Origin of the sequence: Archangium lansingense (assembly GCF_026626635.1) — a bacterium.
GTDB classification, from domain to species: Bacteria; Myxococcota; Myxococcia; order Myxococcales; family Myxococcaceae; genus Archangium; species Archangium lansingense.
The window spans coordinates 4,685,769-4,710,928 of record NZ_JAPNKA010000001.1 but is presented as its reverse complement, the minus strand read 5'-3'; the positions used below and the strand labels follow the sequence as shown (position 1 = coordinate 4,710,928).

Below are 25,160 nucleotides of genomic sequence, written 5' to 3'. Positions count from 1 at the left end.
TTTGGGAACGAGGAATCCCTGTAGGCCAGTAAAAAGGTTGGCTGGTCGGGTGAATGAGTAGGAAAGGGTTTTCCGTCCGTCACCCTCCGGGTTCCCACGTAGGGCCGCGTTGCGCCGTCAGCGCACCGTGGCCATTCCTCCTGTGTGCAGGCGGGTGCTTGGAGCGGGTGGCGCGTGGGACGGAGTGTCAGCGCCTCCGAGGTGGAGCGAACCCTCTCGGCGGTAGCCGAGCGGGCGCTGCACCACGGGGCGAGGGCAGGACTCGATGCGCTCGTGGAGTCGGTAGTGCGTCTCACGGAGGCGCCGGGTGCCGCGCTGTATGCGGGCGCCCAGCGCGTGGCGCTCGCGGGCGTGGCGCCACCGGTTCCGGCGCGGGCCCATCCCCTTCAGATGATGAAGGACGGGCGCACGGCGCTGGTGCTGGGCCTGCCGTGTGTGGATGCCGCGGATCGGCAGCACCTTGCCCGTCTGACGGCACTGGGCAGCGCGCTGCTGGCGTGCCGGGAGCGCGAGGACGCGGCCCAGGCCGAGCACAAACGGCTTCGCCTGGAGCGGCTACGACTAAGGGAATTGCTCTCGTACCGGGAGCGGGCCTGGTCTCGCGCGGCGCATGATCTGCGCACGCCGCTGCTCGTCATGCATGGCTATATCGACATGATGACCAAGGGCATGGCGGGCGCGCTCACTCCCTCCATGCAGCGCTACCTGGAGCGCATGGGCCGGGCGGCGGGAGAGATGAACGTGCGCCTCCAGCAGCGACCCTCGGGCGGAGACGCCCCCGCGGAGGATCTGCGCGCGTCGTTGAGCGCCACCTTCGGCCCCGGGCGACATGGGTGCGCACGGTTGGAGCTGCCCTCGGGGCCAGTGCTGCTCCGGATGCCGCGAACGGGCTCGGCCCTGCTGGTGCGGACGCTGGAGCGGCTGTTGTCCGGGGCCAGGCCCTCGGAAGTGGTGCTGCGGGTGGATGCGCCGGACGGGGTGGATGCGTGGCGGCTGCTCGTGCAGGCCCGTACGGAGCGCCCATTGCCGGAGCGCGCACTCGAGGGCCTGGAGCGGCTCGCGCGGAGATGGCAGGCCCGGATCTCCGTGCAGGAGGCTCCCGGGTTCGAGCTGTCCGTGCTGCTGCCGCGGCTCCCGGGTTGAGTGCACCCTCCGCGAGAGCCAGACGGGCCGGGAGCGGATGCGCTATAGCTCCGCTCCGATGACCCTCGCTCCGACGTTGTACGACTTCCAGATCGCCCTGAGTCACGTGGATCGCGCGATCGACCAGCCGCAGCTGAGCCTCAAGGTTGCGCGCCACCCGTCCGAGACCATGCAGCGCGTCTGGCTGCGGGTGATTGCATTCTGCTGGCTGTGGGAGGAGCGGCTGACTTTCGGCAAGGGCCTGGGCGAGCCCGAGGAGCCGGACCTCGAGTGCCGCGACTACACCGGCCTGGTCACGAGCTGGGTGCGCGTTGGCAAGGCGGACCCGCTGAAGCTCCAGCGCGCGGTCGACCAGAACCCGCACGCGAAGGTGTCGGTGCTATTCGAGTCTCCCCAGCGACTCGAGGCGTTCCTCACCGAGGCACGCGAGGTGAAGGCCACGCGCGTGGCGAAGGCCGAGCTCGCCGCAATCGACGCCGACCTGCTGCGTGCACTCTCTGGCTTCGACTCCCGGCGGATCAAGCTGTCGCTGACCCTGGTCGGAGACCACGCCTATATCGAGTGCGAGGGGCAGAGCTTCGACGGTCCACTGACCCGCGCGTCCCTGTGAAGCTCGAGCGCCACGTCGGAGGGCTCTCGCTCGCCCGCAAGGCCAACTACCTGCGCGCGCGGGGCTGGAGCGAAGAAGAAGGCGGCTGGTCGAGCGAGATCTTCGGCCTGCTGCCCATGGCCAAGGCCGTTCACCACCAGCTCACCGACGACCTCAGCCAGGCACTCGTCAAGCGGGGATGGCAGGTGGTCGGGTTCTCCGAGCGAGGCTATGTGAAGATGCGCGATGGCGAGCACGGCAAGCCCTGCTCGCTGCCCAAGGCCCTGCGCACCCAGGCCCGCCGTGAGAAACGGCCGGTCGCCGAGCTGACCTACGAGCTGTTCCTCGCGGCGCTGCTCGAGGTGGAAGGCGCGTAGACGTTCGCTCACGATGTTCGAAGGTGAGCGCTCGCGCCCCGGCCGCTACTCGTTCTCGAGGCAGTAGGACAGACTCCGGGGAAGGCCCTGGCCCATACCGGGGCCGGGAGCTGACACGATGAAGCACAAGGAAGCGACGACGGTGACCGTGCCCGGACCCGCGGGGCGGCTGATGGTGACAACAGAAGGCGACGGCGGCGTCCCCGTCCTCTTCGTGCACGACTTCGCCGCCGACCGGACGCACTGGGCCGAGACGCAGCACGGTCTCGCGACCCGTAGCGTCTCGTTCGACCAGCGAGGGATGGGCGAGAGCGGCGGTCCCCACGGCCCCTTCGGCGTGGAGGCCTGCGTGGAGGATGTCGCCGCCGTGGCCGACGCGCTGCTGCCCGAGAAGTTCGTCCTGGTGGGCCATGGCTTTGGGGCCGCGGTCGCCGGTGCCTTCGCCTCGTACTATCCCGAGCGGCTCGCCGGGATCCTCTACGTCGAGCCGGTGGGAGACCTGCGCCGCATGCCGAAGGCAGACAGGGACGGCTGGCTCGAGAACTTCAGCGCGGCGAAGTATGGCGGCTTCCACGAGCACTGGTTCACGCCCCTGCTCCTCGAGGCGAAGGAGAAGACACGCGCGCTGGTCATGAAGACGATGCGGACCTCGCGACGGGAGGCCATCTCCGGAAACATGGAGTCGCTCTTCGGCTACAACCCGGACGAGGCCTTCGAGCGCTTCACCGGGCCCACCCACGCGCTGGTAACGGCCACCGGCCCGGAGACACTGGTGGCCCAGCGTCCCGAGCTGTCCCGCTCCGTGCTGCCGCACGCGAGTCACTGGCCGATGCTGGACGCGCCGCAGTGGTTCCACTCGGAGCTCGTCCGCTTCCTCGGCCGCTGCAAGTCCGGGCACTGAGCCGCTCAGCGGACGAGTGGCTCACCCTTCCGGGAACCGCTTCTCGTACTCGTCTTTGTTCCGCTCGTAGGACGTCCAGAAGTTGGGCGCCACGCGGCCGTTGAGGTGGTCGATCAGGATGGAGTGGCGACCGAGGAGGAGGCGCGCGGCACCTTCACCCTGAAGCTGTGGAGCCCGGAGGCGGATGACGGGGGCAAGCTCTTCGACGGCGTGACGTTCCCGTAGCTCGGCCGGGCGCCCGCACCAGGTCGGCCCCCTCTCGGTGGCACTGGGGGGCCGTATGCACGGCCCAGGAATGGACCGCGTCCGGGTCAGCTCGCGAGGGTGATGGCGCACCACACCAGCAGCACCAGGTTGATCTGGATGGTCAGTGCCATGCCGGGTGCGCGCAGCAAGGCCTGACGCAGATAGCCGATCCAGAACGCCATGCGCGCCACCACGAACAGCACGGCCAGGGCCGGGATGGCGCCGAGCTTCTCGAGCGGCAGGAGCGCGATCAGCGTCATGCCCGCGAGCACGAAGATGAACGTCTGCTCGGTCGTGTTGGAGAGCACGCGATTGGTCACCACCACGAAGTGCGGATCCTTGCCCTGCAGCGGATCGATGCCTTCACTGAGGAATCGCGCCTGGCCCACCGCCATCACGAGCACGAAGATCACTACGGCCGGCGCGAGCGCGAGCCACGCCACGGCTTCGCGCACGGTCCCCGGCTCGGGCAGGATCGCACGCAAGCCAAAGAACAGGCTCCAGCCGAAGACGACTGCGCTCCAGATGCCGAGACGGACTTTCTTCTGCGATGAATTGAGCCTGAACATCACGGATGCCGAGATTTGCATGTGGCCGGGCCGTCAGGAATCCAAGAAGACCCAGGCTGGCAGGGCCTGAATCAAAGGGGACCTCCACGGATGAAGCTCAGGGCTCGCCCTCGGGAGCCTGCACGACCCGCGTGGTGCGCACCGCCACCCGCCGCCGCACCCAACGCACACTGAGCACGCCCAGGGCCACCACCACCGCAGCGAGGAGCAGCCACCGCAGGCCGCCCTGCACGTCCGTGAGCACCTGGGGGCCGAACCGGAAGCCCAGCCACGTCATCCCCAGGGCAGGAACCCAGGCCGCGGTGGCATCGGCCAAGACGAACCGGCGGTAGGGCAGCCCGGTGGCACCCGCCAGCAGGAACGCCGGGGCCCGCAGTCCCGGCAGGAAGCGCGCGAGGAACACCGCCACCGCCCCCCGCCGCGCAAACATCTTCTGGAGCAGCTCGATGCGCGCCGGAGTCAGCATCCTTGCCATCTTGGGATGTGAGAACACCCTGGGCCCCAGCGAGCGTCCGATCCGATACAGCGCGCTGTCGCCAACAACAATCCCCAGATAGGCGGCGAGCACCATGGTCATGAGGCTCGCGCCACTATGCGCGACCACCAACCCACCGGTGATCATGACCAGCTCCTCGCTCAGCGGCACGCCCACCCCGCACAAGACGAGCAGCAGGAACACCGCCGGATACGAGAACGCCGCGATCCATAGTGCGACCTGCGCTTCCACGCCGCCTCCTGGTGCGGGCAACATGGACACGCCTCGGGGCGGGGAGAAGGGGACGCTCCCGGGAAGGCCCCGTCTCCTCGCCTGCTCAGGCGCTCGAGGGCAGTAGCTGACGCACCAGATCCAACAGTTTGCCGCGCTCCACCTCGCGCTTGACGAGGTAACCGTCCGCACCCGCCTCCAGGCCGGCGGCCCGCTCCTGCGGACTGTCCAGCGACGTACAGAGGATGACCGGAATGTGCGACAGCTTGGGGTGAGCGCGAATGCGGCGGGTGAGCCCGATGCCGTCCAACCGCGGCATCTGCCAGTCACTCACCACGAGCTGACACGGCGTGCGCTCGAGGATGCCCAGCGCCTCCTCGCCATCCCCGGCCGTCACCACCGAGTAGCCGGCGATCTCCAGCAGCGACTTGATGGCGAAGCGGGTGGTGAGCGCGTCGTCGCACACGAGGATATGCGAGCGGCGTACCTCGGTGGCGGCACGCAGCACCACCGGAGCGGCGGCGACGCGCAGCAGCTCGGGCGCATTGAGCACCGGCACCACGCTGCCGTCATCCAGCACGGCGGCCCCAGCCAGGTGCGACACGGTCTGCAGGTGCCGCCCCAGTGAGCGAACAACGATCTCCTGCTGTCCCACCACCGCGTCCATGGCAAACACCGCGCGCACGCCGCCGAGCGCCAGCACCATGGCCGTCTGGTGCTTGCCCGACTCGATGGCCAGCGGCAGCCGGGGCTGCCCGATGGACGTGGAGAGGGGGTGGAAGGGCAGCTGCTCGTCCTCCACGCGCGCCACCACGTGCCCGGCCACCGTGCCCACGTCCCCGGGCGACAGCCGCAGCACGCGCTCCACCGCGTCCGAGGGAATGGCCACCACCGCCGTGCCGGTCCGCACCAGCAGACCCAGCGCGCCCGCGAGGATCAGCGGCAGATCGATGGTGAAGCGCGTGCCCTGGCCCTTCTCGTAGGAGAGGTCCACCGCGCCCTGCAGCCGCGTGGCGGTGCTCTGCACCACGTCCAGGCCCACGCCGCGCCCGGACGTCTCCGTCACCTGATCCCTCGTGGAGAAGCCCGGCTCGAAGACGAGCCGCGCGGCCTGCAGCTCCGTGAGCTTGGCGGCCTCCGCCTCGGTGAGCAGCCCGCGGCGCACGGCCGTGGCCCGCACGTTCTCCGGTGACAGGCCCGCGCCGTCATCCTCCACCACCACCGCCAGACGCGTGCCCCGGGGCTCCACCCGCACCGTGAGCTGCCCACGCTGCGGCTTGCCCGCGGTCACGCGCTGGGCCGTCGTCTCGATGCCATGGTCCAGCGCGTTGCGCACCAGGTGCAGCAGCGGATCCTTCAGCACGTCGACGATGCGCCGGTCGATGCGCACGTCTCCACCCGCGAGCACCAGCTCCACGTCCTTGCCCAGCCGCGCCGCCAGCTCGCGCACCGTGCGCTTGAGCGGCTCGAGCATCTGCGAGGCCGGCACCATCCGGAGATCGCGCAGGTCGTCGCGCACCACCTGGGCCACCAGCGCGAGCTGCTCGCCCTCGCGGTGCACGTCCTTGGACAGCTGCACCAGCCGCTTCTGCACGCCACGCACCTGCCCCACTCCGGCACGCAGCGCCTCCAGCGCCCCGCCGCCACCGGAGAGCGCCAGCTGCTGGGCCGCGCGCTCCAGCTGCAACAGGGCCTGGTTCGTCTGCTCCAGCAGCTCCCGATGGGCCTCGGCGCGGCGCAACTGCTGGGCCCGGCCGGCCGCGAGCTGCTCCACCTGCAGCGCCAGCGAGTCGAGCGTGCGCACCGACACGCGCACCGCCCGGTCCATGTCCTGCTGGCGCCGGCCGCCCGCCGAGCGCGCCATCACCTCTGGCTCCGCGGGGGCCGCCGCGGGCTCGGCCGGAGTCTCCTCGGCGAGCGACTCCAGGGCACCGCGCAGTTGCACCAATGCACCCGCGATGTCCGAGGCCGCCACACTGGCCCCAACGCCCGCCTCCTCCATGCGCGCGAAGCCGGCGCGGACGGAGCTCGCCAGCGACTCCACGGCGGAGATGCCCGCGGTGTTGGCCGCGGCCTTCAGCAGCTCGGCCAGGCCCACCGCCTCCCAGACGGCGCCCGGCCGATCTTCCAGGCCCGGAGAGCACAGCCGGCCCAGCGACGCCTCCAGCTTCTCCAGCGTCTGCAGGCCGTCGCGCCGAAACTGCGCCGGCACCTTGGCCTTCACCTCGGTGGCCTGCTCGAAACCGCCGCGCCCGAGCGCGGACAGCAACGAGGCCAGACCGTCGATGGCCGGCATCTCACCGGAGTCACCCTGGTTGAGCGCGGCCTCCATGGCCGACAGGCTCCGTAGGGTCGCCTCCACCAGTCCTGGCGGCGGCACATGGCCAGGAGCGCAACGCGCCAGCGCGTCCTCCATGGCGTGCACCAACTGCTCAATATCCGCCAGGCCCAGACTGGCCGCGGACCCCTTGAGGCTGTGCACCTCCCGCTTGAGCGCGGTGAGCTGCTCGGCCGCCTGCTCGGCGGTGCCCTGCTCCAGCCCGAGCACCGCAGTGCCAATGGTCTGCAGCTGCTCGCGCGTCTCCGCGGCGAAGATGGGCCAAAGGCTCCGCAGAACCCGAGGATCCATGCGTCCCTATCCCCGCCCCACCACCGCGGGATCGCTGAGCTGGACCAAGTCCAGCACCATCAGCCGCTCCCGGGTGAGAAACGTGAAAGGTCCAGGCGGAGGCTGCGACAGGTCCGCACGAGGCAGCTCCTGCCGTCCATCCACCTCCTCGGCCGCCAGTCCGTAGAACTCCTCGGACACCTCGACCACCACCACGCGCGTCAGGTCGGACATGCCGCCCCCCTCCAGGCCCAGCACCTGGCGCAGGTCCAGCACCGGCACCACGCGCGAGCGCGACACCAGCGCGCCCAACACGTACCGCGGTGCTCCCGGAAGCGGGCACAGGCCCCTGGACTCCAGCACGTGGTCCACCGCGTCGATGGGGACGGCGTAGCGCTCGCCACCCACGCGGAAGGCGAGCACCGACATCGTCTCGCGCCGCTCCTCGTGGCGCGACTCGGCCAATGCGCGTGCACGCTCGGCGAGCACCTCGCGGCGGCGCTCGGGGCTGAGCACTTGCGCGCCCTCGAGCACCGCCTGAGCCTCGTCCAGCTTGCGGCGCAGTGCCGTGTAGTCGATCTTCCCGCGCGACTGGTCGCCGGCCATGACCCCTCGTTAGTACTTGCTGGCGGGGAGCTTCAGGATGCTGCGCACCTTCTCGCGCAGGTCATCCACCGCCACTGGCTTGTTGAGGAAGGCACTCGCACCCACCAGCCGTCCGCGCTGCCGGCTCGCGTCATCCTTGAGCGACGTCAACATCACGAAGGGCGTGGAGAAAAGGATGGGGTCGGCGCGCACCGCCGCGCATAGGGCGAACCCATCCATCTCCGGCATCTGCACGTCCGAGATGATCAGATCCGGCTTGACCTCCCGGGCCCGCGCGAGGCCCTGCACTCCGTTGCTCGCCTCGAAGAACTCCAGTCCCCACCCCATCAGGTACACCTGGATGAGGTTGGTGATGGTCTTCGTATCCTCGACGATCAAAACCTTCATACGTCCCTTGCCTCCACGAACACGCCCCCGGTCACAGCTGGTACTTCCCGACGAGGTCGGAGAAGCGTTTGGAAAGATTGGAGAGATTACCCGCCACCTGCTCGATGCGTTTGGTTCCCTCCACGTTGTCCTGCATCGCAATGGTCAGCTCGTTCATCGCCGCGGCGATCTGCTCCACGCCGATGGTCTGCTGACGGGTGTTGCCGGCGATCTGCCGGGCCGCGCCCGAGGAGTCACGGATGACGTCGGACAGGCCCTTGATGGCAGCACCCGCGCTCTGGGCCAGCTCCATGGCGGCCAGGGCTCGACGGCTGCCCTCCTCGGTGGCCGTCACGGCGGCGCGAGTCCCCTTCTGCACCTCGCCCAGCAGGGCGCGCACCTGGTTGGCGGCCATCTTCGACTGCTCGGCCAGGGTGCGCATCTCCATGGCCACCACCGCGAAGCCGCGGCCTTGGTCTCCGGCCTTGGCCGCTTCGATGGAGGCGTTGAGCGCCAGCAGGTTGGACTGCTCGGCCACGTCCTTCACCGTGGTGATGATGTCGCCAATCTGGAGCGTCTGCTCGTTGAGGTCGGTGATGGCCAGGGCGATGGCCTTCACCTGCTCGCTGAGCTTCTCCATGGCGGCCACGCTCTCGTCGACGACCTTCTGGCCATCGGCACCCAGGGAGTCCGAGCGGCTGGTGCCGCTGATCACCGAGTCCGCGAAGGAGGTGGCCTGCTTGGACGTCTGCGCAATTTCCGCCACCGTGGCGCCCGTCTCGTGGATGGCGGAGGCCTGCTCGTTGGCCATGGCGGACTGCTGCGAGGAGGTGGCCAGCACGTTGGTGGCCTCGCGCTCCATGTCCGCCGCGGCGCCGCGCAGATCCTTGAGCAGGTTGGTGAGCATCTCCGCCATGGTGGCGATGCTGCGCGCCAGGTCCCCCACCTCGTCGCTGCCGCCGGTGTCGATCTGCTGCCGCAGGTCTCCCGAGGCCATGCCGCCCGCGGCACGCGCCAGGCGCTCCAGGGGGACGATGAGCACGCGGCACAGCGCGGCCACCACCACCAGACAGCCGGCGAGCGCCAGCAGGCCCATGCCCAGGCCGCGCAGGGCCATGCGCTGCACGGCCTGCTCCAGCACCTGCAGCTCCAGGCCCACCTGCACCGTGCCCACGAGCGACTCCGGCTGCGGAGTCTTGTCAGGCGGGTGACCGCGCGGCGCAAAGTAGATGGGCGCGGACGTCTCCAGCACCGGCCGCTTGCCCACGGACAGCTCGCGCTGGGCCGGAGCCTGCTGCGTGGGCTGGGCTGGCAACATCGCCGGGTTCACCAGGCGCTGCACCTCGGCGTGGCCGAGAATCTCTCCCTGCCGGTCGCGCACCACCACGTACGCCATGTCCGGGTTGCTGCGCAGGGTGATGGCCGTGGCCAGCTTCAGGCCCTCCTCGTCGCGAGACCAGGTGGAGGTGCGCAGATGGTGCGCCAGTTCCTGGCTCGCCGCCGTGGCGCGCTTGGCGAACTCCACCTTCAGCGACTCGCGCGTCTGCAACGAAAAGGCGGCAACGAGGATGCCTGTCACCAGCGCGCCCGACACGCCGGTGATGGCCAGAATCTTGGTCCTCAGGCTGAGCCGACGCATGTCCAGCCTTTGGATCACGGGCGGCTTCATGCCATTGACTTCCACAGCTCCTCCCAGCTCCAAAGGGCGCCGATCATCGCGCACCCGACTTTCCCATCCTCACACCTGGAACGAGCGCGCGGCGCAGCCCACCCGCCGTCATTGCCTCCACTCCGCGCAGCACGTGCTCGTCATCCAGTCCTTCCAGCGCTCGAAGCGCGTTGCGGCGGGCCCGCTCCGATTCCTCGGGTTGGCCCAGCCGTCCATACAACGCCACGAGCATGGCATGACCGATGGCCAGTTGAGGCTCCAGATAGAGCGCCTTACGGACCGCGGCCACGGCCCCCTGCACGTCCTCCCGCCCTTCAGCCACCATGGCCAGCAGCAGGTAGGCCTCGGGGGACAGCTCGCGCGCGGCCACGCGGGCAAGCTCCTCGGCCAGGTCGAACTGCCCAGCGCGCGCCGCGGCCACGGCCCTCTCCAAGGTGTCTGGCAGGGAGGGCCCGGCGGAAGGCGGTGGAGTAGGCGGGGGAGTGAGGGCCTTGCCTGCCCGGACAGCCGGTGCCGGGGGAGGAGCCTCGGGAGCCGGGGCCGAGGAGGCTGGGGCCGCCCGGGAAGGCGTCTGCACCCGCCGCAGCGGACTGGTGGGGGTGCGAGCGAGGACCCGGAGGGGCGTGGAGCGGCTGGCTCGCGTGGAGGCCTTCTCTCCGGGGACGGGCTTGCGCAACACGGGCATCCCATCCACCTCCCGCTCCTCCAGACCGAGGCCCTTGGCGAAGGGCAGCTCGGCGGGGGCGACGAAAAGCCAACCCCCCGGGGCGAGCGCCCGAACGAGCCGCTCCATCACCGAGGGGATGACCTCCGGGGGGAAGTAGATGAGGACGTTGCGACAGAAGACGGCCTGCGCGCCGGACACGGGCGGTGGATCCGTCACCAGGTTGTGGCGGCGGAACTCCACCCGGGCGCGCAGCTCGGGAGGCACGCTGACGGACTCCGGGGTGATGGAGAGGAAGCGCTTCTCCAGCTCGGGCTCCATGCGGCGCACGGACCAGGGGGAGTAGGTGGCCTGACGGGCACGCAGCAGGGCCCGGCCGGACACGTCCGTGCCCACCACGCGGATGGACTCGGGGGGCAGACCGGCCGCCAGCAGCGTCATCGCGATGCTGTAGGGCTCCTCCCCACTGGCACACCCGGCGCTCCACACGAGGAAGGAACCGGGGTGGGAGGGGGCCACGCGGGCCAGCTCGCGCAGCTGCTCCGGGTGGCGGAAGAAGTACGTCTCGCCGATGACGGCGTAGCCAATGAAGGCCTCCACAGCCGTCGTGTCTCGCGCCAGCACCCGCTGGAGGAAGTCGGCGGTGGGCATGCCCTGGGACTCGGCGGCGCGCGTGAGGGCGGTCCCCAACGAGGGGCGCACACTGGGGGCCAGCACCATGCCGCACGCAACGCGCAGCACGGACTCCAGCCCGCCCAGGGTCGCCTCGTCGAGGCGCTCCACGCGCACCGGATCCTTCACGCCCCCTCCGGAACGGCCAGGATGGCCGAGGCCCGCAGCAAGGGACGGATGCCCTCGGGCGTGCGGCACAGGCCCGCCATCAACCCCGTCCCGTCCCAGGGGTTGGTGGCCTCGCCGGAGACAGCCCCCTCCACCAGTACCGGGGACTCGACCAGGTCTCTCACCCGGTCCACGAGGAGCGCCACGGTGCGCGAGCCCCCGCAGATGACGAGGTGGGCATCCAGATCCGGCTCCCGGCGCACCCCGAGCAGCGCCGCCAGGTCCACCACCACCGCGGGGGTGCCCCGGTAGAGCATGGTGCCGCGCACATGGGGGAGCGCCGCCGGCAGCGGCTCGATGGCCACCAGCCGGACCACCTCCATCACCGCCTCCACGGGCAGTAAGGCGGTGCTGCCGGCCACCTCCACCGTGAGGTAGAGACCCGGCAGACGCTGATCCACGCCGAGCGTGGCCAGCTCGCGCCGGAGCCGGACGATCTCCTCTTCCACCAGCGCCAGGCGCTTCTGCACCGACGCACGCCTCGCCTGAGCTTCAGCCGCTGTCATCGGAGGGGAATCGACCATCGCGAGCCCGCTTGGGTACACATGCGGGAAGAGGATTGGACGGTAGTCCGACATTGCGGGACCCGTCAATGCGGGCGACACATCCGGCTGCTCGCCCAGCACACAGTGGAGTTGGGGGGCTGGGAGCCAGGCAGGCACCCCCCTCAACAGGTCGCGTGTTTCCGGGAGATGTGGTTTCATGGGAAGCCGTGCGGAACGTTCCGACCCAGGCCCAGACCGGGGGAGCATAAAGAAAATGGTGACCGGCGACTCGCAGGGCGACTCGCAGGGACCGAGCGATAAAGGCTCGGATCCTCTCATCGGGCGGACGCTCAACGGCCGCTTCAGCATCCTCGAGCCGATCGGCGTGGGAGGAATGGGCCGGGTCTACCGGGCCCAGCAGACGCCTCTGGATCGCGTGGTGGCGCTCAAGGTGCTCAACCCCAACTTCCCCACCAGCAAGGATCCGGGCTTCCAGAAGCGCTTCCTGCGCGAGGCCTCGCTGTCGTCCAAGCTCCGCCACCCCAACACGGTGACGGTGATCGACTACGGGCAGACGGACGACGGCATCTACTACATCGCCATGGAGTACCTGGAGGGGCGGACCCTCGGACAGCTCCTGGCGGAGACGGGCCCACTGTCCTGGGCGCGTGCGTTGAGCATCGCCCAGCAGATCTGCCGCTCGCTGCGTGAGGCCCACAACCTGGGCGTGGTGCACCGGGATTTGAAGCCGGCCAACATCATGGTGCTCAACGAGTCCGATCAGGATCTCGTGAAGGTGCTGGACTTCGGGCTGGTGAAGTCGATCTCCGCCACGGACAACACGCCCAACCCGGAGATCACCCAGAGCGGCACCTTCCTGGGCTCTCCGGCGTACATGGCCCCGGAGCAGGCGCGCAACGAGGCGGACATCCGCAGCGACGTGTACTCGCTGGGCGTGATGCTCTACCAGATGCTGGTGGGGCGGCCGCCGTTCATCTCGAAGGATCACATCGAGCTCATCTTCGCCCACCACAAGGAGCTGCCGCCCGCGTTCAGCTCGGTGAGGCCGGACGTGCAGGTGCCGCCGGAGCTCGAGTCGCTGGTGCGCAAGTGCCTGGAGAAGGAGCCGGGGCGGCGCTTCCAGACGATGGACGAGCTGCTGGAGGCGATGCGCGGGGCCAGCATGGCCGCGGGAGGCCACAGCGGCATCTTCAAGCGTCCGGGCGGGCAGAACACCACGGGACCGCACAAGACGCCGCTCTTCGCGGGCATCACCGGGGACGCGTCGGGGGAGAACAACACGCTCGCGGTGGACATCAGCGTGGTGGTGCCGCCGGACATGCAGAAGACGCGGCGGCGCACGCTGCTGACGGGAGGGCTGGTAGGCGGAGGCATCGCCGTGGTCCTCGCTGGCGGCCTGCTGCTCTCGGGGATCTTCTCGCGCTCGGAGCCCAAGCAGGAGCCGGCTGCTGCGGCCGCGCAGGTGCCAGCGCCCGCCGAGAAGGCCACGGCGGATCAGGTGGTGCGCTTCCGGCTGATGAGCCAGCCCACGGGCGCGCGCGTCGTCTACAAGGGCGAGGAGCGCGGCACGACGCCGCTGATGCTGGAGGTTCCCAAGGAGAAGGGCCAGGACACGGTCACGGCCGAGTTCACCTTCTCGCTCGAGGGCTACCAGACGGAGACGGTCATCACGGGCGGCTCGGGTGAGGTGGTGTTCGCGCAGAAGATGCAGCGTGCACGCGGAGGCTCCAGCCGGAACGCGGGGACGTCGTCCTCGAGGAACCAGGTGGAGCACGCCTCGGGCAGCGCGGGAGATCACTCCACGGCCGCGGCCATGGGCTCCATGTCGGCGCCGGTGATGCTGGAGTCGGAGCCGCCTCCAGCGCCCCTGCCCTCGTCTGCGCCGAAGCAGGCGGAGAAGGGGTCGGCGGGGTCCGGAACGAGTGGCCTGGCGGTGCCGGTGCTGGCGCTGTCCAAGGGCGCGGCCCCCACGGGCGATGGACCGGTGCCCTTCCAGGAGGGCATGCCGCGTCCGGTGGAGGTGAAGGGCAAGGACATCGTCTACACGCGCGAGGCGCTGGCGGCCCGGGTGTCGGGGACGATGGTGGTGAAGTGCACCATCACCAAGAAGGGCCTGGTGGAGAACTGCCGCGTCATCAAGGGCCTGCCGCACATGAACGAGGCGGTGGTGCAATCGCTGCTGGCGCGCGTGTTCAAGCCCATGCTGCTGAACGGCAAGGCGGTGGCGGTGGACTACGTCTTCAACATCCGGCTGGTGGCGCCGCGCCGCGGCTAGGTCCCAGCCGTCCCCTCCCCTTCCACTCCTCCCTCTCCCTCTGGGAGAGGGTCGGGGTGAGGGTATGAGCCCCTGAGTTCCACCACTCGTTGACGTCAACGAGTGAGGCCTCACTGCGAGGGAAAGCCGAGGGCCATGCCCGCCCCACCCGGCGAGCCCCAATCCACCACGGGCCAGCCGCGCCGCAGGGCCTCGCGGCGCAGGCGGCGATCCGGGTGAACGGCCACGGGGCGGCCCACCACCTCCATCACCGGCAGGTCCGAGTACGAGTCCGTATAGAAGGCGCACGCGGACAGGGGGACATCGGCCTCTGAGGCATAAGCCTGGGCATAGGAGCGCTTGCCCTCGCCGAAGCACACCTCGCCCAGGGGCCGGCCGGTGTAGATGCCGGCGGCATCCACCTCGAAGCGGTTGCAGAGGGTGGCATCCAGGCCCAGGTCCCGAGCCACCAGCTCGGACATGTAGCCCGAGGACGAGGTGAGCAGGACGAGTCTATGGCCGGCCGAGCGGTGCTCCTCGAGGGCGCGCAGGGCGCCAGGCCGGTACTGCGAGCGGACCAGCTCCTCGTAGAAGCGAACCGTGCGCTCGCGGACGGGCTGCTCGCCGGTGCCCTGGAGGTGGGCGATGGCCTGCACCAGCGCGTCCTGCATGGAGACGAAGCCCAGGTGGTAACGGACGAGCCAGTAGCTGGCCCGCAGCGCTTGCCACCGGGTGATGTGACCCAGGGCGAGCTCGCGGCGGATCCACAGGGAACCCGAGTTCACCGCGAGCAACGTCTTGTCCAGGTCGAAGAAGGCAATGGCCATGGGCCCTCCTTCTTTAAGCACTCCGGGAGCGAGAAGCCGCTGCGCCACGTCCGCCTGGCCGCTCCCGCCGCCGCCCGAGTGCCAGGAGTCCCAGCAGCGCCGCCGCGGGGAAGAGGGCCTGGGGAGCCGCGGCGCACCCGATACCCGGGCCTTGCGAAACCGCCTGGAAGTGGCGACCGAGGTCGGGGCGCTCACCGCACTGGGTGGGCGGCAACCCCCGGGGGTAGGCATCGCAGAAGCCCGCGGCGCTGCCCGCGTCAATGATGCGCTTGTGCGTCTCTCCCGGGGGCGCGGTGGGCTCCATGGTGGAGCCGAGCACGTCCACGTGGTCCAACCCCACCACGTGACCGAACTCGTGGGTCGCCGTGTTCTGGACGTCCGTGACGACACAGTCGGAGGACTGCGCCCCGTCGCACATGGGCGAGTCAACGGTGGTGAAGAGGAAGCCCCTGCCGTTGTCGCTCGCGTTGAACTCGACGTCGGCGTCGAGGATGTAGGCGGTGCGGAAGCTGAACGTGGTGGTGGTCAGCCCGATGACGGCGGAGCCATGGTCCCAGCAGGAGTAGGCGTTGGCGCAGGTGTCGGACTCGATGCACGGATCTTCCGGAGGGACGACGTCGTTGCAGTCCGCCTCGCGGAAGGTGATGACGTTCTCGTTCTTCTCCGGGGTGTCCTTCAGGTACCCCACCTGGGGATTCTGGATGTCCGGGCCGCGGGTGAAGGTGAAGTCGCTGCAGGTCTCGGACACCGCTCGCCACGAGGAGAACGCGGCCTCGAGGGCGGCGAACTCGGAGTCGCCCGGCGTGCGGCGGCTGCCGGCCGCATCCAGCCGGTACACGTAGTCACGGCCGGGCCAGAGGACACAGAAGGGCCGGCCGGGCACCAGGGTACGCCGGTACGTTTGGGCCTCCGCCGCGGGAGCGGACAGAGCGAGCGCCGCAAGGGCGAGCCAAGAAAGAGAGCGCCTCATGGGCGAGCGTTCCCCCTGCGACGGCGCCACGCGAGCAGGACCCAGCCCGCCATCGCGGCAAACCCTGCCCCAGCACCCGAGCTCGAACAGCCGAAGGCCTGCTGGCCGAGCACGGCGACATTGCCACTGCGCTCCAGCGCGGGGGTGACACAGCTCTGGCTGGCCTGGCCCTTCGGGTACGACACGCAGACGAAGTCAGCAGAGCCCTGGTCGATGGTGCGCTTGGACACCTCGCCCTGAGGGGCACTCGGGTTCATGACGGAGCCGGCCGCACGGGTGTGGTCCAGGCCGATCAAGTGGCCTATCTCATGCGTCATGGTGTTCTGCACGTCGGTGGCCACGCAGTTGACGGGGTTGGTGGGGGTGGGCCGGGGGCAGACGGGATAGGTCGGGCTGTCCACCGTGGTGAAGACGAAGCCACTCGCGTTCAGCTGGATGTCCGAGTCGTAGATGATGCCGGACTTCTCGTCGTAGGTGGTGAGCGTGAGGGCAATGGTCTGCGGGTCACCATCCCAGCAGTCGAAGTCGTTGCCGCAGGTGTCCTCGTCCCAGCACGCATGGTCGGCGGAGATCCCCCGCTCGATGCAGCTCTGGGAGCGGAAGAGGACGAGGTTGCGGTTCTCGCCATCCACCTCGTAGCCCACCTTGCGATCATCCACGAGGGGGCCCTCCATGAAGCGGAGGTTGCCGCACGAGGTGAAGATCTGCTGCCAGCTCTGGAAGGAGCGGCGGATGGCCTCGAACTCGCGCTGCTTCTGGTCCTCCGTGCTGGTGTTCGGGTTGCCCACGCTGCGGAGCTGCCAGTTGATGGTGGGCACGGTCCAGAAGAGGCACTGGGCGTCCGGATCGCCCGCCTCCACGCGGCTGCGGACAAAGGGGTCACTCTGCCCGAGGGCGAGCGCGACCAGGAGCGAAGCGACAATCACGGGCGCTTCTCCTGGGCGCGAACGGGAGGCTGCTTCTGCTCGAGCGCGGTGCGGATGGCCGCCTTGAGCTCCGGCAGCGACAGGGAGCGCTGCGAGGAGGCGGTGGGCTGCCGCGTGTCGGGGTCCAGCAGGAGCACATCACCGGTGGGCTCGGGAACAGCCATGACGCTCTTGCCGCCCTCGGAGCGCTGCACCTGGTACTTGCCCTGGACCATGCCGGAGACGCGGAAGGCCCGCGTCCCCTTGCGCTCCAGGAAGACCACGACCTCCTCCCCGGGGGTGAAGGCGGCCAGCCCACTCACCTTCTGTCCAATATCCCCCACCCGCCCACCAGGCTGGGTGACGAGCACCGTGCTGCCCGTCTGCCCCTTGAGGGCCTCGGTGACTTGAATTTCCACATCCGTGACGATTCGGCGTCCATCCCCGCTCCACCGGCTTTCCACTCGGCGAACCGTACCGTGGACAATGGTATCGGACGTCTGGGCGAGCTCCGGCAGGTCCGCTCGCAACATCGTGGTAGCGCTCGCCTCCAGGGAGAGCAAAAGGACGAACGACAGGAGCGCGCGGAGCGCGGTCGGAAGTTTCATGCAAGAGCCCTCGATGGGCGGCAGTCTAATGCATTGACCGGGCCGCGGGCAGGGAAGTCGGGCAGTCCCGGCCGCTCGTTGACCACCCAAGCCCGCTCCTGCTATCCGCGCCCCTTCGATATGGCTCCTGTTCCTCGCGTCCGCTTCGCACCGTCTCCGACTGGCTATCTCCACATCGGCGGTGCCCGTACTGCCCTCTTCAACTACCTCTACGCCAAGCGCCATGGCGGAGTGTTCATCCTGCGCATCGAGGACACGGACCAGGAGCGCTCCACCCCTGAGTCCGTGAAGGCCATCCTCGACGGCCTGACCTGGCTGGGCATCGACTGGGACGAGGGGCCGGGCAAGGAGGGCCCCGTGGCGCCCTACTTCCAGACGCAGCGGTTGGATCTCTACAAGAAGTACGCGGACCAGCTCATCGCCGAGGGCAAGGCGTACCGCTGCTACTGCACGCGCGAGGAGATCGACGCGCGCCGCTCCGCGGTGGAGAAGGCCACGGGCAAGCCGGGCACCTACAAGTACGAAGGCACCTGCCGCGACCGCAAGGACATCCCCGAGGGCCGCACCTCCGTCATCCGCTTCCGCATGCCGGATGGCGAGGGGCAGGCGACGTTCAACGACAGGGTGCTCGGGCCCATCACCAAGCAGTACTCGGACCTGGATGACTGGGTGATGCTGCGCGCGGACGGCATCCCCCTCTACAACTACGGCTGCGTCATCGACGACCACACCATGGACATCAACCTGGTGGGACGCGGGCAGGAGCACGTCAACTCCACCTTCCCGCAGCTGATGCTGTACCAGGCCTTCGGGTGGAAGCCGCCCGAGTTCGCCCACTTCCCGCTCATCCTCGGGCCGGACCGCGAGAAGCTCTCCAAGCGCAAGCACCCCGAGGCGGACGTGATGCTGCACAAGCGCAACGGCGTGCTGGCCGAGGCGCTGCTCAACTACGTCATCCGCCTGGGCTGGAGCCACGGCAACGACGAGGTCATCAGCCGCGAGCAGATGGTGGAGTGGTTCGACTTCGACAACGTGGGCACTACCTCCGGCGTGTGGAGCCCGGACAAGCTGATGTGGCTCAGCCAGCAGTGGCTCAAGATGCTGCCCCCAGCGGTGGTGGCCGAGCAGCTGGTGGGCTTCCTCGCCGCTCGGGACGTGCAGGTGAAGGCGGGAGACCCGCGGCTGGAGCGCGTGGTGATGGCCTTCCGCGAGCGCGCCAAGACGCTGCAGGAGATGGCCGACATGGCCCTCAAGTACTTCCAGCACGGCGTGACGCTGGACGAGAAGGCCGCGGCCAAGCACCTCACCGCCGAGTCCAAGCCGCTGCTCACCCAGGTGCGCGAGCAGGTGGCCGCGCTGCCCCAGTGGAGCGCCGCCGCGCTGGACGAGGTGGTGAAGAAGGTGAGCGAGCAGGCCGCGGTGGGCATGGGCAAGGTGGCCCAGCCGGTGCGCGTGGCGGTGACGGGCGGCACGGTGAGCCCGGGCATCGGCGAGACGCTCGAGTTGCTGGGACGCGAGGAGACGCTCCACCGCCTGGACGCCGCGCTGGCGCGGCCGTAGTCCCGCGCCGGACTCGTTTCACGAGGCCCACAGGTTGGGGTGGACACCTCCGCCCGTGGGCCCTATCCTTCCGCCCCGATGACACGAGCGCTTGACAGCCTGAAGGGCCTTTTCTATAAGGCGCGCCCGCTCGGGGCGGCGGTAGCGGCGCTCTGGGTTTCGGTGGCGGCGGCGGAGGTGGTGAGCGGGGCTCAGCTTCCCGATGGCTCGCAGAAGGTGGGCGAGAACAGGTATCGGGCACCGCACGACTTCGAGAAGACGCTGGAGTATTACAAGTCGGTCTATCCAGCGGGCACGTTCCCTCGAAGGTCGGTGGTCAACCAGCCGGGCGTGAAGGCCGTCCACATCGTCAATCCTTCGGGGAAGAATTTCGAAGGCTTGAACATTTACGAGGCGAACGACGAGGTCCGTATCTACGTCGTTCCGCTGCAGGCAGCGCCGGCTTCGGCGAAGCCCGCGAAGAAGTCGGAACCGAAGTCCGGGAAGAAGTCGCGGTAGCCGGTCGGTTCGAAAAAGGAAGTTGCAGCGGTAGAGCGGTTGCGGTAGTCAGAGGGCAATTCGGCAGCAAGCAGTCCTTGGGGAATCGTCTAACGGCAGGACAGCAGACTCTGACTCTGCTTATCTAGGTTCGAATCCTAGTTCCCCAGCTGGTAGTACCCGGTAGTAGCAGACCGGCCCTGTCGTCTAGCGGTTAGGACGGTGCCCTCTCACGGCACAAACTCGGGTTCGAATCCCGGCAGGGTCACACGCAGTACAGTAAGGGTTGGGTTGTACGGCCCTGTCGTCTAGCGGTTAGGACGGTGCCCTCTCACGGCACAAACTCGGGTTCGAATCCCGGCAGGGTCACTGAGGCGCCCGCTTCTCTCTGAGAGGCGGGCGCTTCGCTTTTGCGGGCTCGCGCGGGCCGGAGCGCACCGGCCCGCCCCGCTCGAGGCTACCCGCGCAGGCTCGCGCGGAAGGTGGCCAGGGCCGAGGCCAGGCCCGCCTGGGCCCGCTGAAGGCTGCGGCGCATCAGCAGCATGCGCACCCGCTCGGGCAGCGACAGCGGCGACGCCGTGCCGAAGCCCACCAACTCCAGGCGCAGGGTGATGGCGTCCAGCAGGTCCGCCAGGTCCGCGTGGGGGCCGGCCAGCAGCACCACGTCCGGCGAGGCCGACTGGAGGCGCTCGGCAATCTCCCACCAGTTCGACGAGCCCGTCTCCAACACCACCACGGCCGCGCCCATCAGCGCCGGCGAGTCCGGAGGCAGCGCCACCGCTTCCAGCCCCTCGTCCAGCAGGGTCCGGAGCGCATCTGGACTGCCCACCACGGCGATCTGTCCGCCGGGAGCCACCCGGCTCGCCTGTTCGTAGGCGCGCAGCTGCGTCTCCAGCTGCTCCCGGGCCTCGGGCGAGGCCTGGCCACCCGCCAGCAGCAGCTCGGCCGCCTCCCGCGCCACGCGCCGCGCCAGCTCGCGTCCCTTCACCCGCTCCGAGCGGCGCTCCAGCGCGGCGCGCACCTTGGCCCGCACCAGCCGCAGGTCCTCGAAGGGCTTGAGAATGTAGTCGCTCGCGCCCGCCGCGAAGGCGGCAATCACCGACTCGGAGCTGGAGTAGCCGGTGATCATCACCGCCTCCAGCGCCGGCTGCAGGGCGCGAGCCTCGGAGATGAGCTCCACGCCGCCCATGCCCGGCAGGTTCTTGTCGGTGATGAGCACGTCGAAGCGCTGGGCGCGCAGCAACTCCAGCGCCTCCTCAGCGTCCTCGGCCAGGCTCACCACCAGGTCCGGCTCACGCGACAGCAAACGGGCGCACACGTCGCGCACCACGGGCTCGTCGTCTACCACCAGCACGGTCGAGGCGAGGGTCCCTCCACCCTCCTCACCCCCGCCGCCCTCGTCCGTCTCAAAGGGGAGGTCCATACGCTTCAGAATCTCACAGCTCGCGCCAGACTTCGAGCAACGCCATGTGAGGCTATGCTGAGAGCCGTGGCGAGCTTCTCGGAAGCGCTGGAGGAGAACCCCGCCCCGCGGCGGTTGGGAGACGTACGCCTGAGGTATGAGCCCGGCCGATTGATGGGGGAGTCCCTGCCGCCCTCCTTCTGGCGACGGCAGCTCCCGGGCGCATGCCTGGTGCTGGCGGCCCTATGCACGGCGGGCGCGGTGGTGGGGGTGCTCCTCGGGGGCGGCGAGGGGCTGGGCTCCGTGCCGCTGTCGCTGGCCATGGTGGCGGTGGCCCTGGTGGGCTTCGCGCTCCAACTCGAAGGACAGCTCGGCCGGCGCCGCTTCGTGCTGCACTTCCCCACCGAGCGGCTGCGGCTGGAGCGGCTGCGGTGGGCACCCGGGGCCACCCGCGTCGAGTGGGTGCCCTTCGACGAGGTGAGCTCGGTGGATGTGGTGGAGCGTGCGCCCGGACGCTACGCCCTGGTGGTGGCGTGGCGCCCCGGGGGCAAGGACGGGAAGGAGACGCGGCGCGAGGTGCTGGTGGAGCACATCGGCGCCCACGAGCAGGAAGCGCTCCTGCGCGTGTGGCGCCTGCTACACAACGCCTTCGGGCTCAGGGGAGCTGGACTCGCTGGAGAGTGAGCTCCACCTCGGTGCCCTCGCCCTGCTTCGACGACAGCCGCACCCCGCCGCCGGCCTGCGTCACCAGCTCCTTGCAGATGGACAGGCCCAGGCCCGTGCCAATACCCACCGGCTTGGTGGTGAAGAGCGGCTGGAAGACCTTCTCCTGCAGCTCCGAGGAGATGCCGCAGCCGTTGTCCGCCACGGTGAGCACCACGTTCTGCTCACGCTGCGTCCACCGCACCTCGATGCGGCCCGGCCGGCCCGTGCCCTCCATGGCCTGCGCCGCGTTGACGATGAGGTTGAGCAGCACCTGGCACAGCTTCACCGGGCCGAACGTCACCTTCACCGGCTCGCCCATGGTGGTGATGCGGGCCCTATCGCGCACCTCGGCGCGCGCCAGCTTCACCGCGAAGGACACCACCTCGGCCACATCCGCCGAGGCCTCCATGTCCTCGCCGCGCGCCTGCGCCCTCAGGCCCAGCGCCACCCCACGCAGGTGGTCCGCGCCCGTGGCCAGGTCTTGCAGCAGCGACGGCAAATCCTCCAGCACGCTCGCCACCTCGGGCGAGGCATCTGCCGCCAGGTGCTTCGAGGCGTACTGCACCACGCACTCCAGATCTCGCCGCAGCGAGGCCACGTTCTGCGACAGGTAGCCCACCGGGCCCATCAGCTCGTGCGCGATGCCGGCCGTCACCTGGCCCAACGTGGCCAGACGCTCGGCCTTCATCATCCGCCCTTCCACCTCGCGGATGCGCAGCTCCAGCCGGGCAATCTTCAGGCCGTCCTCGAGCGCGGCCAGCACCTCGGCGCGGTCCCACGGCTTGACGAAGTAGCGGCTCACCTGGCCGCGGTTCACCGCGTCGATGACGGCCTGCATGTCCGAGTACGCGGTGACGAGCATGCGCTTGGCGTCCGGCGCCAGCGTGCGCGCGCGCTCCAGCAGTTCCACGCCCGTCATCTGCGGCATGCGCTGGTCCGAAAGGATGACGCCAATCTCGTTGCGCTTCTGCTCCAACAGCGTCAGCGCCTCGGCCGGTGTCGAGCAGCGGAAGATGCGGAACTTCGAGCCGAAGTTCGCCTCGAACACCCTCAGGTTGAGCGCGTCGTCGTCAACATAGAGGACGGCGGGGAGGTCAGACGGATTCATGGAATTCCTCTCCGGGCCAGGCCCACCACCCCACTCCCACCCTGCCAACCCACTGCGCCCACGCCCCAAGAGATACCACGTCACGCGCAAAACCCGATGGGCCGTGTTTGAGCAGATGAGAGACCCGTACGCACCGGCAACCTCGGCACGCTCGGCGTCAAGCGCTCCCCTACCCGCTCCCAGAGGAACTCACCTGGAATACTCGGCAAAAGCTCAGCGCGAAGACATGGGTGCGAGCGGGGCTTCGGTGGCCTCTTCACCCGCGCCGGCAAGCGACTCCACCGCCTGCTGGACTGCTTCCAGGGAGTCGTAGCGCCGCCTCGGCAGGTTGCTCAGCAGGGAGAGGACGACGGAGGGCGCCTCGTTCTCCCGGGCCAGCAGCAGGAGCTGCTCCGCGGAGAGCGGGAACACGGCCCCGAACAAAGCCTGGTGGAGGGGCTGGGCCAGCGGCGCGGGTCCCCCCATGCGCGTCTCCAACTCCTTCATCCCCTCTTCCAGACGGGTGCGTCTCGTGTCGTCGTCATTCATCGGTGATGAGAAGTTAAGCAGCTCACGAAAAAGTTGCGTGCCCTTTTCGACGCACACCCAGCAACCAGGGGAGCAGGCCCCGCGGTATCGGGCCCCTTGTGGCCGTCTCCCACCTCAACCCCCACCGTATGCCAAGACTCCCACAACCTGAGGAGGCACGAGATGGCGGAGAAAAAGGACCCCCACTACGCCGAGCACATTGAGCACGTTCAGGCGACCCACCCGGACCCGTGGCCCGGCATCAAGGGCCGCTCCGAGGAGCACGACGACGACCTGCCCACGGGCACCCGGCGCGGCGAGCAGGCCAGCGTCACCGAGGCTCAGCGCAAGCTGGAGCACGAGATGCATGAAAAGAAAGAGCCGGTCCGCGAGTGACGGACCGGCGGTAATGAAGCAGCGCAGACTCCCTCTCCCGCTGGGGAGAGGGAGAGGGGATATCCCTAGAACAGCAGCCGCATGGGGTGCTCGAGCAGCGCCTTGAGCTCCCGCAGGTACTCGGCGCCGATGGCCCCGTCGATGACGCGGTGGTCGCCCGAGAGCGTCACCGTCATCAGCTTGCGCACCACCATCTGCCCGTCGCGGACCACCACCTTGTCCGAGACCGAGCCCACCGCGAGGATGGCCGCCTGGGGCGGGTTGATGACGGCGATGAACGAGTCGATGCCGTACATGCCCAGGTTGGACACCGTCAGCGAGCCGCCCGTGTACTCGTGCGGCTTGAGGCCCCGCTTGCGGGCCCGCTCGGCCAGGTCACGCGCCTCGGCGGAGATGGCCGACAGCCCCTTCTTGTCCGCGTCGCGGATGATGGGGGTGATGAGGCCGTCCTCGATGGCCACCGCGATGCCGACGTCCACCGTCTCGAAGTGCAGGATGGTGTCACCGTGCAGCGACACGTTCATCTTCGGGTAGCGGCGCAGCGCCATCGCCGATGCCTTCACGATGATGTCGTTGACGGAGACCTTGGACTCGAGTGCCTTGGCCTCCTCGCGGATCTTCAGCGCGGCGTCCATCTCCACGTCCACCGAGAGGTAGAAGTGCGGAACGCCGGGCTTCACCTCGGCCATGCGCTGGCCGATGACCTTGCGCATGGTGGTGACGGGCACCGCCTTCGGCTCGGGACGCTCGCCCGGAGCAGCAGCCGCGGCGGCCGGAGCCTTGCGAGCAGCGGCCGGAGCCTGGAGCGCCTTCTCGATGTCGCTCTTCACGATGCGGCCGAGCGGACCGGAGCCCTGGACCTGGGACAGATCCAGCCCCCGCTCGCGGGCCATCCGCTTCGCCAGCGGGCTGGCGCGCAGACGACCTCCCGGGGTGGCCACCGGCGCAGCGGCCTTCGGTGCGGGAGCCGGAGCAGCGGCCTTGGGAGCCTCGGCCTTCGGAGCGGCGGGCGCCGGAGCCTGAGCGGGAGCGGCGGCCTTGGCGCCACCCTTCCCGGCCAGGAACGCGATGGGCGCGCCCACCTTGGCCATCTGGCCCTCCTGCACCACGATGCGGGCCAGCACGCCGTCGTCGTAGGCCTCCACCTCGAGGTTGGACTTGTCCGTCTCCACCTCGGCGATGGCCTGGCCGGAGGAGACCTTGTCCCCCTCCTTCTTCAACCACTTGATGAGCTTGCCCTCCGTCATCGTCGGAGAGAGCGCAGGCATCACCACGGGGATGCCCTCGCCCCCACCCGAGGCGGCAGCGGGCTGCGCGGCAGGCGCCGGAGCAGCGGGAGCAGGCGCGGCGGCCTTCGGAGCGGCGGGCGCGGCGGCCTTGGCCCCTCCTCCGGCGTCGACCTTCTCACCCTTCGCACCGAGGAAGGCGATGGGCGCACCGACGGTGGCCATCTCCCCCTCTGGGACAACGATCTTCAAGAGATACCCGTCGTCATAGGCCTCAATCTCGAGGTTCGACTTGTCGGTCTCGCACTCGGCAATCGCCTCGCCGGAGGAGACCTTGTCGCCCTCCTTCTTGAGCCACTTGACGATCTTGCCCTCCTTCATCGTCGGAGACAGGGAGGGCATCTGGATGGGCGTGGCCATACGGT

General features: G+C 69.3%; 25 protein-coding genes and 3 tRNA genes. 12 read left to right on the top strand and 16 right to left on the bottom strand.

Annotated elements, in window-relative coordinates; translation table 11 throughout:
* Positions 1–174 precede the first annotated feature (174 nt).
* From OV287_RS19320 to OV287_RS19305, 4 genes are all read left to right on the top strand, one after another.
* Positions 175–1,143: a histidine kinase dimerization/phospho-acceptor domain-containing protein gene (locus tag OV287_RS19320; RefSeq protein WP_267535509.1), complete on the top strand. Its 969-nt coding sequence runs from the start codon at positions 175–177 to the stop codon at positions 1,141–1,143.
* Positions 1,144–1,180: 37 nt separating this feature from the next.
* Positions 1,181–1,753, top strand: a complete 573-nt coding sequence (locus OV287_RS19315; protein WP_267535508.1) for a YaeQ family protein — start codon at positions 1,181–1,183, stop codon at positions 1,751–1,753.
* Positions 1,750–2,109: a hypothetical protein gene (locus tag OV287_RS19310; RefSeq protein WP_267535507.1), complete on the top strand. Its 360-nt coding sequence runs from the start codon at positions 1,750–1,752 to the stop codon at positions 2,107–2,109. The genes OV287_RS19315 and OV287_RS19310 overlap by 4 nt, the downstream gene beginning before the upstream one ends.
* Before the next feature lie 118 nt (positions 2,110–2,227).
* Positions 2,228–3,010, top strand: a complete 783-nt coding sequence (locus tag OV287_RS19305; RefSeq protein WP_267535506.1) for an alpha/beta fold hydrolase — start codon at positions 2,228–2,230, stop codon at positions 3,008–3,010.
* Positions 3,011–3,321: 311 nt separating this feature from the next.
* Here OV287_RS19305 and OV287_RS19300 read toward each other — a convergent pair whose 3' ends face one another.
* The 8 genes from OV287_RS19300 to OV287_RS19265 all read right to left on the bottom strand — a co-directional run bounded on the left by OV287_RS19300 (position 3,322) and on the right by OV287_RS19265 (position 11,808).
* Positions 3,322–3,846, bottom strand: a complete 525-nt coding sequence (locus tag OV287_RS19300) for an MAPEG family protein (protein ID WP_267535505.1) — start codon at positions 3,844–3,846, stop codon at positions 3,322–3,324.
* 76 nt (positions 3,847–3,922) lie between these two features.
* A complete protein-coding gene (locus OV287_RS19295; RefSeq protein ID WP_267535504.1) occupies positions 3,923–4,552 on the bottom strand; it encodes a DedA family protein in 630 nt (209 codons plus the stop codon).
* Between the two features lie 85 nt (positions 4,553–4,637).
* The gene (locus OV287_RS19290; RefSeq protein WP_267535503.1) at positions 4,638–7,160 is read right to left on the bottom strand and encodes a hybrid sensor histidine kinase/response regulator; all 2,523 of its coding nucleotides are present in this window, start codon (positions 7,158–7,160) and stop codon (positions 4,638–4,640) included.
* Between the two features lie 6 nt (positions 7,161–7,166).
* Positions 7,167–7,745 (bottom strand): chemotaxis protein CheW, encoded by a 579-nt coding sequence (locus tag OV287_RS19285; RefSeq protein ID WP_267535502.1) that lies wholly within the window; start codon positions 7,743–7,745, stop codon positions 7,167–7,169.
* A gap of 9 nt (positions 7,746–7,754) precedes the next feature.
* Positions 7,755–8,132, bottom strand: coding sequence for a response regulator (locus OV287_RS19280; protein ID WP_267535501.1), 378 nt, complete (start codon positions 8,130–8,132; stop codon positions 7,755–7,757).
* A 31-nt stretch (positions 8,133–8,163) separates the two neighbouring features.
* The gene (locus OV287_RS19275; RefSeq protein WP_267535500.1) at positions 8,164–9,780 is read right to left on the bottom strand and encodes a methyl-accepting chemotaxis protein; all 1,617 of its coding nucleotides are present in this window, start codon (positions 9,778–9,780) and stop codon (positions 8,164–8,166) included.
* Positions 9,781–9,823: 43 nt separating this feature from the next.
* Complete coding sequence (locus OV287_RS19270; RefSeq protein WP_267535499.1) at positions 9,824–11,245, bottom strand: CheR family methyltransferase; 1,422 nt, start codon at positions 11,243–11,245, stop codon at positions 9,824–9,826.
* Positions 11,242–11,808 (bottom strand): chemotaxis protein CheW, encoded by a 567-nt coding sequence (locus OV287_RS19265; protein ID WP_267535498.1) that lies wholly within the window; start codon positions 11,806–11,808, stop codon positions 11,242–11,244. Before OV287_RS19265 ends, OV287_RS19270 begins: the two co-directional genes overlap by 4 nt.
* A 235-nt stretch (positions 11,809–12,043) precedes the next feature.
* Between OV287_RS19265 and OV287_RS19260 the strand changes: the two genes are divergently transcribed.
* Positions 12,044–14,065, top strand: a complete 2,022-nt coding sequence (locus OV287_RS19260) for a protein kinase domain-containing protein (protein WP_267535497.1) — start codon at positions 12,044–12,046, stop codon at positions 14,063–14,065.
* A gap of 110 nt (positions 14,066–14,175) precedes the next feature.
* Here OV287_RS19260 and OV287_RS19255 read toward each other — a convergent pair whose 3' ends face one another.
* The 4 genes from OV287_RS19255 to OV287_RS19240 are packed head-to-tail and all read right to left on the bottom strand — an operon-like array spanning position 14,176 to position 17,354.
* Positions 14,176–14,871, bottom strand: a complete 696-nt coding sequence (locus OV287_RS19255; RefSeq protein WP_267535496.1) for an HAD family hydrolase — start codon at positions 14,869–14,871, stop codon at positions 14,176–14,178.
* A 13-nt stretch (positions 14,872–14,884) separates the two neighbouring features.
* Positions 14,885–15,841, bottom strand: a complete 957-nt coding sequence (locus OV287_RS19250; protein WP_267535495.1) for a myxosortase-dependent metalloprotease, MXAN_2677/MXAN_2678 family — start codon at positions 15,839–15,841, stop codon at positions 14,885–14,887.
* Positions 15,838–16,767 (bottom strand): myxosortase-dependent metalloprotease, MXAN_2677/MXAN_2678 family, encoded by a 930-nt coding sequence (locus OV287_RS19245; protein ID WP_267535494.1) that lies wholly within the window; start codon positions 16,765–16,767, stop codon positions 15,838–15,840. The genes OV287_RS19250 and OV287_RS19245 overlap by 4 nt, the downstream gene beginning before the upstream one ends.
* Positions 16,764–17,354, bottom strand: a complete 591-nt coding sequence (locus OV287_RS19240) for a hypothetical protein (protein WP_267535493.1) — start codon at positions 17,352–17,354, stop codon at positions 16,764–16,766. The genes OV287_RS19245 and OV287_RS19240 overlap by 4 nt, the downstream gene beginning before the upstream one ends.
* A gap of 120 nt (positions 17,355–17,474) precedes the next feature.
* On the opposite strand from OV287_RS19240, the gene gltX reads away from it, so the two are divergent.
* The 5 genes from gltX to OV287_RS19215 all read left to right on the top strand — a co-directional run bounded on the left by gltX (position 17,475) and on the right by OV287_RS19215 (position 19,760).
* Complete coding sequence (gene gltX / locus OV287_RS19235; RefSeq protein WP_267535492.1) at positions 17,475–18,914, top strand: glutamate--tRNA ligase; 1,440 nt, start codon at positions 17,475–17,477, stop codon at positions 18,912–18,914.
* A 78-nt stretch (positions 18,915–18,992) separates the two neighbouring features.
* Positions 18,993–19,412 carry a hypothetical protein gene (locus tag OV287_RS19230; protein WP_267535491.1) on the top strand — a complete coding sequence of 140 codons (420 nt, stop codon included), beginning with the start codon at positions 18,993–18,995 and terminating at the stop codon, positions 19,410–19,412.
* A gap of 78 nt (positions 19,413–19,490) precedes the next feature.
* Positions 19,491–19,561 (top strand) — tRNA-Gln (locus tag OV287_RS19225).
* Between the two features lie 26 nt (positions 19,562–19,587).
* Positions 19,588–19,659, top strand: a tRNA-Glu gene (locus tag OV287_RS19220).
* Between the two features lie 29 nt (positions 19,660–19,688).
* Positions 19,689–19,760 (top strand) — tRNA-Glu (locus OV287_RS19215).
* Between the two features lie 88 nt (positions 19,761–19,848).
* On the opposite strand, the gene OV287_RS19210 is transcribed toward OV287_RS19215, so the two are convergent.
* Complete coding sequence (locus tag OV287_RS19210) at positions 19,849–20,814, bottom strand: response regulator (protein WP_267535490.1); 966 nt, start codon at positions 20,812–20,814, stop codon at positions 19,849–19,851.
* 66 nt (positions 20,815–20,880) lie between these two features.
* Between OV287_RS19210 and OV287_RS19205 the strand changes: the two genes are divergently transcribed.
* Complete coding sequence (locus OV287_RS19205; protein WP_267535489.1) at positions 20,881–21,477, top strand: hypothetical protein; 597 nt, start codon at positions 20,881–20,883, stop codon at positions 21,475–21,477.
* Here OV287_RS19205 and OV287_RS19200 read toward each other — a convergent pair.
* On the bottom strand, positions 21,449–22,606 hold the full coding sequence (locus OV287_RS19200; protein ID WP_267535488.1) for a sensor histidine kinase: 1,158 nt from the start codon (positions 22,604–22,606) through the stop codon (positions 21,449–21,451). The genes OV287_RS19205 and OV287_RS19200 overlap by 29 nt on opposite strands.
* Positions 22,607–22,819: 213 nt before the next feature.
* Positions 22,820–23,092, bottom strand: coding sequence for a DUF2795 domain-containing protein (locus tag OV287_RS19195; protein WP_267535487.1), 273 nt, complete (start codon positions 23,090–23,092; stop codon positions 22,820–22,822).
* Between the two features lie 204 nt (positions 23,093–23,296).
* Between OV287_RS19195 and OV287_RS19190 the strand changes: the two genes are divergently transcribed.
* A complete protein-coding gene (locus OV287_RS19190; RefSeq protein WP_267535486.1) occupies positions 23,297–23,509 on the top strand; it encodes a hypothetical protein in 213 nt (70 codons plus the stop codon).
* A gap of 65 nt (positions 23,510–23,574) precedes the next feature.
* Here the strand turns inward: OV287_RS19190 and OV287_RS19185 are convergent, their stop codons facing one another.
* Positions 23,575–25,155, bottom strand: a complete 1,581-nt coding sequence (locus tag OV287_RS19185; RefSeq protein ID WP_267535485.1) for a pyruvate dehydrogenase complex dihydrolipoamide acetyltransferase — start codon at positions 25,153–25,155, stop codon at positions 23,575–23,577.
* Positions 25,156–25,160: the final 5 nt, after the last annotated feature.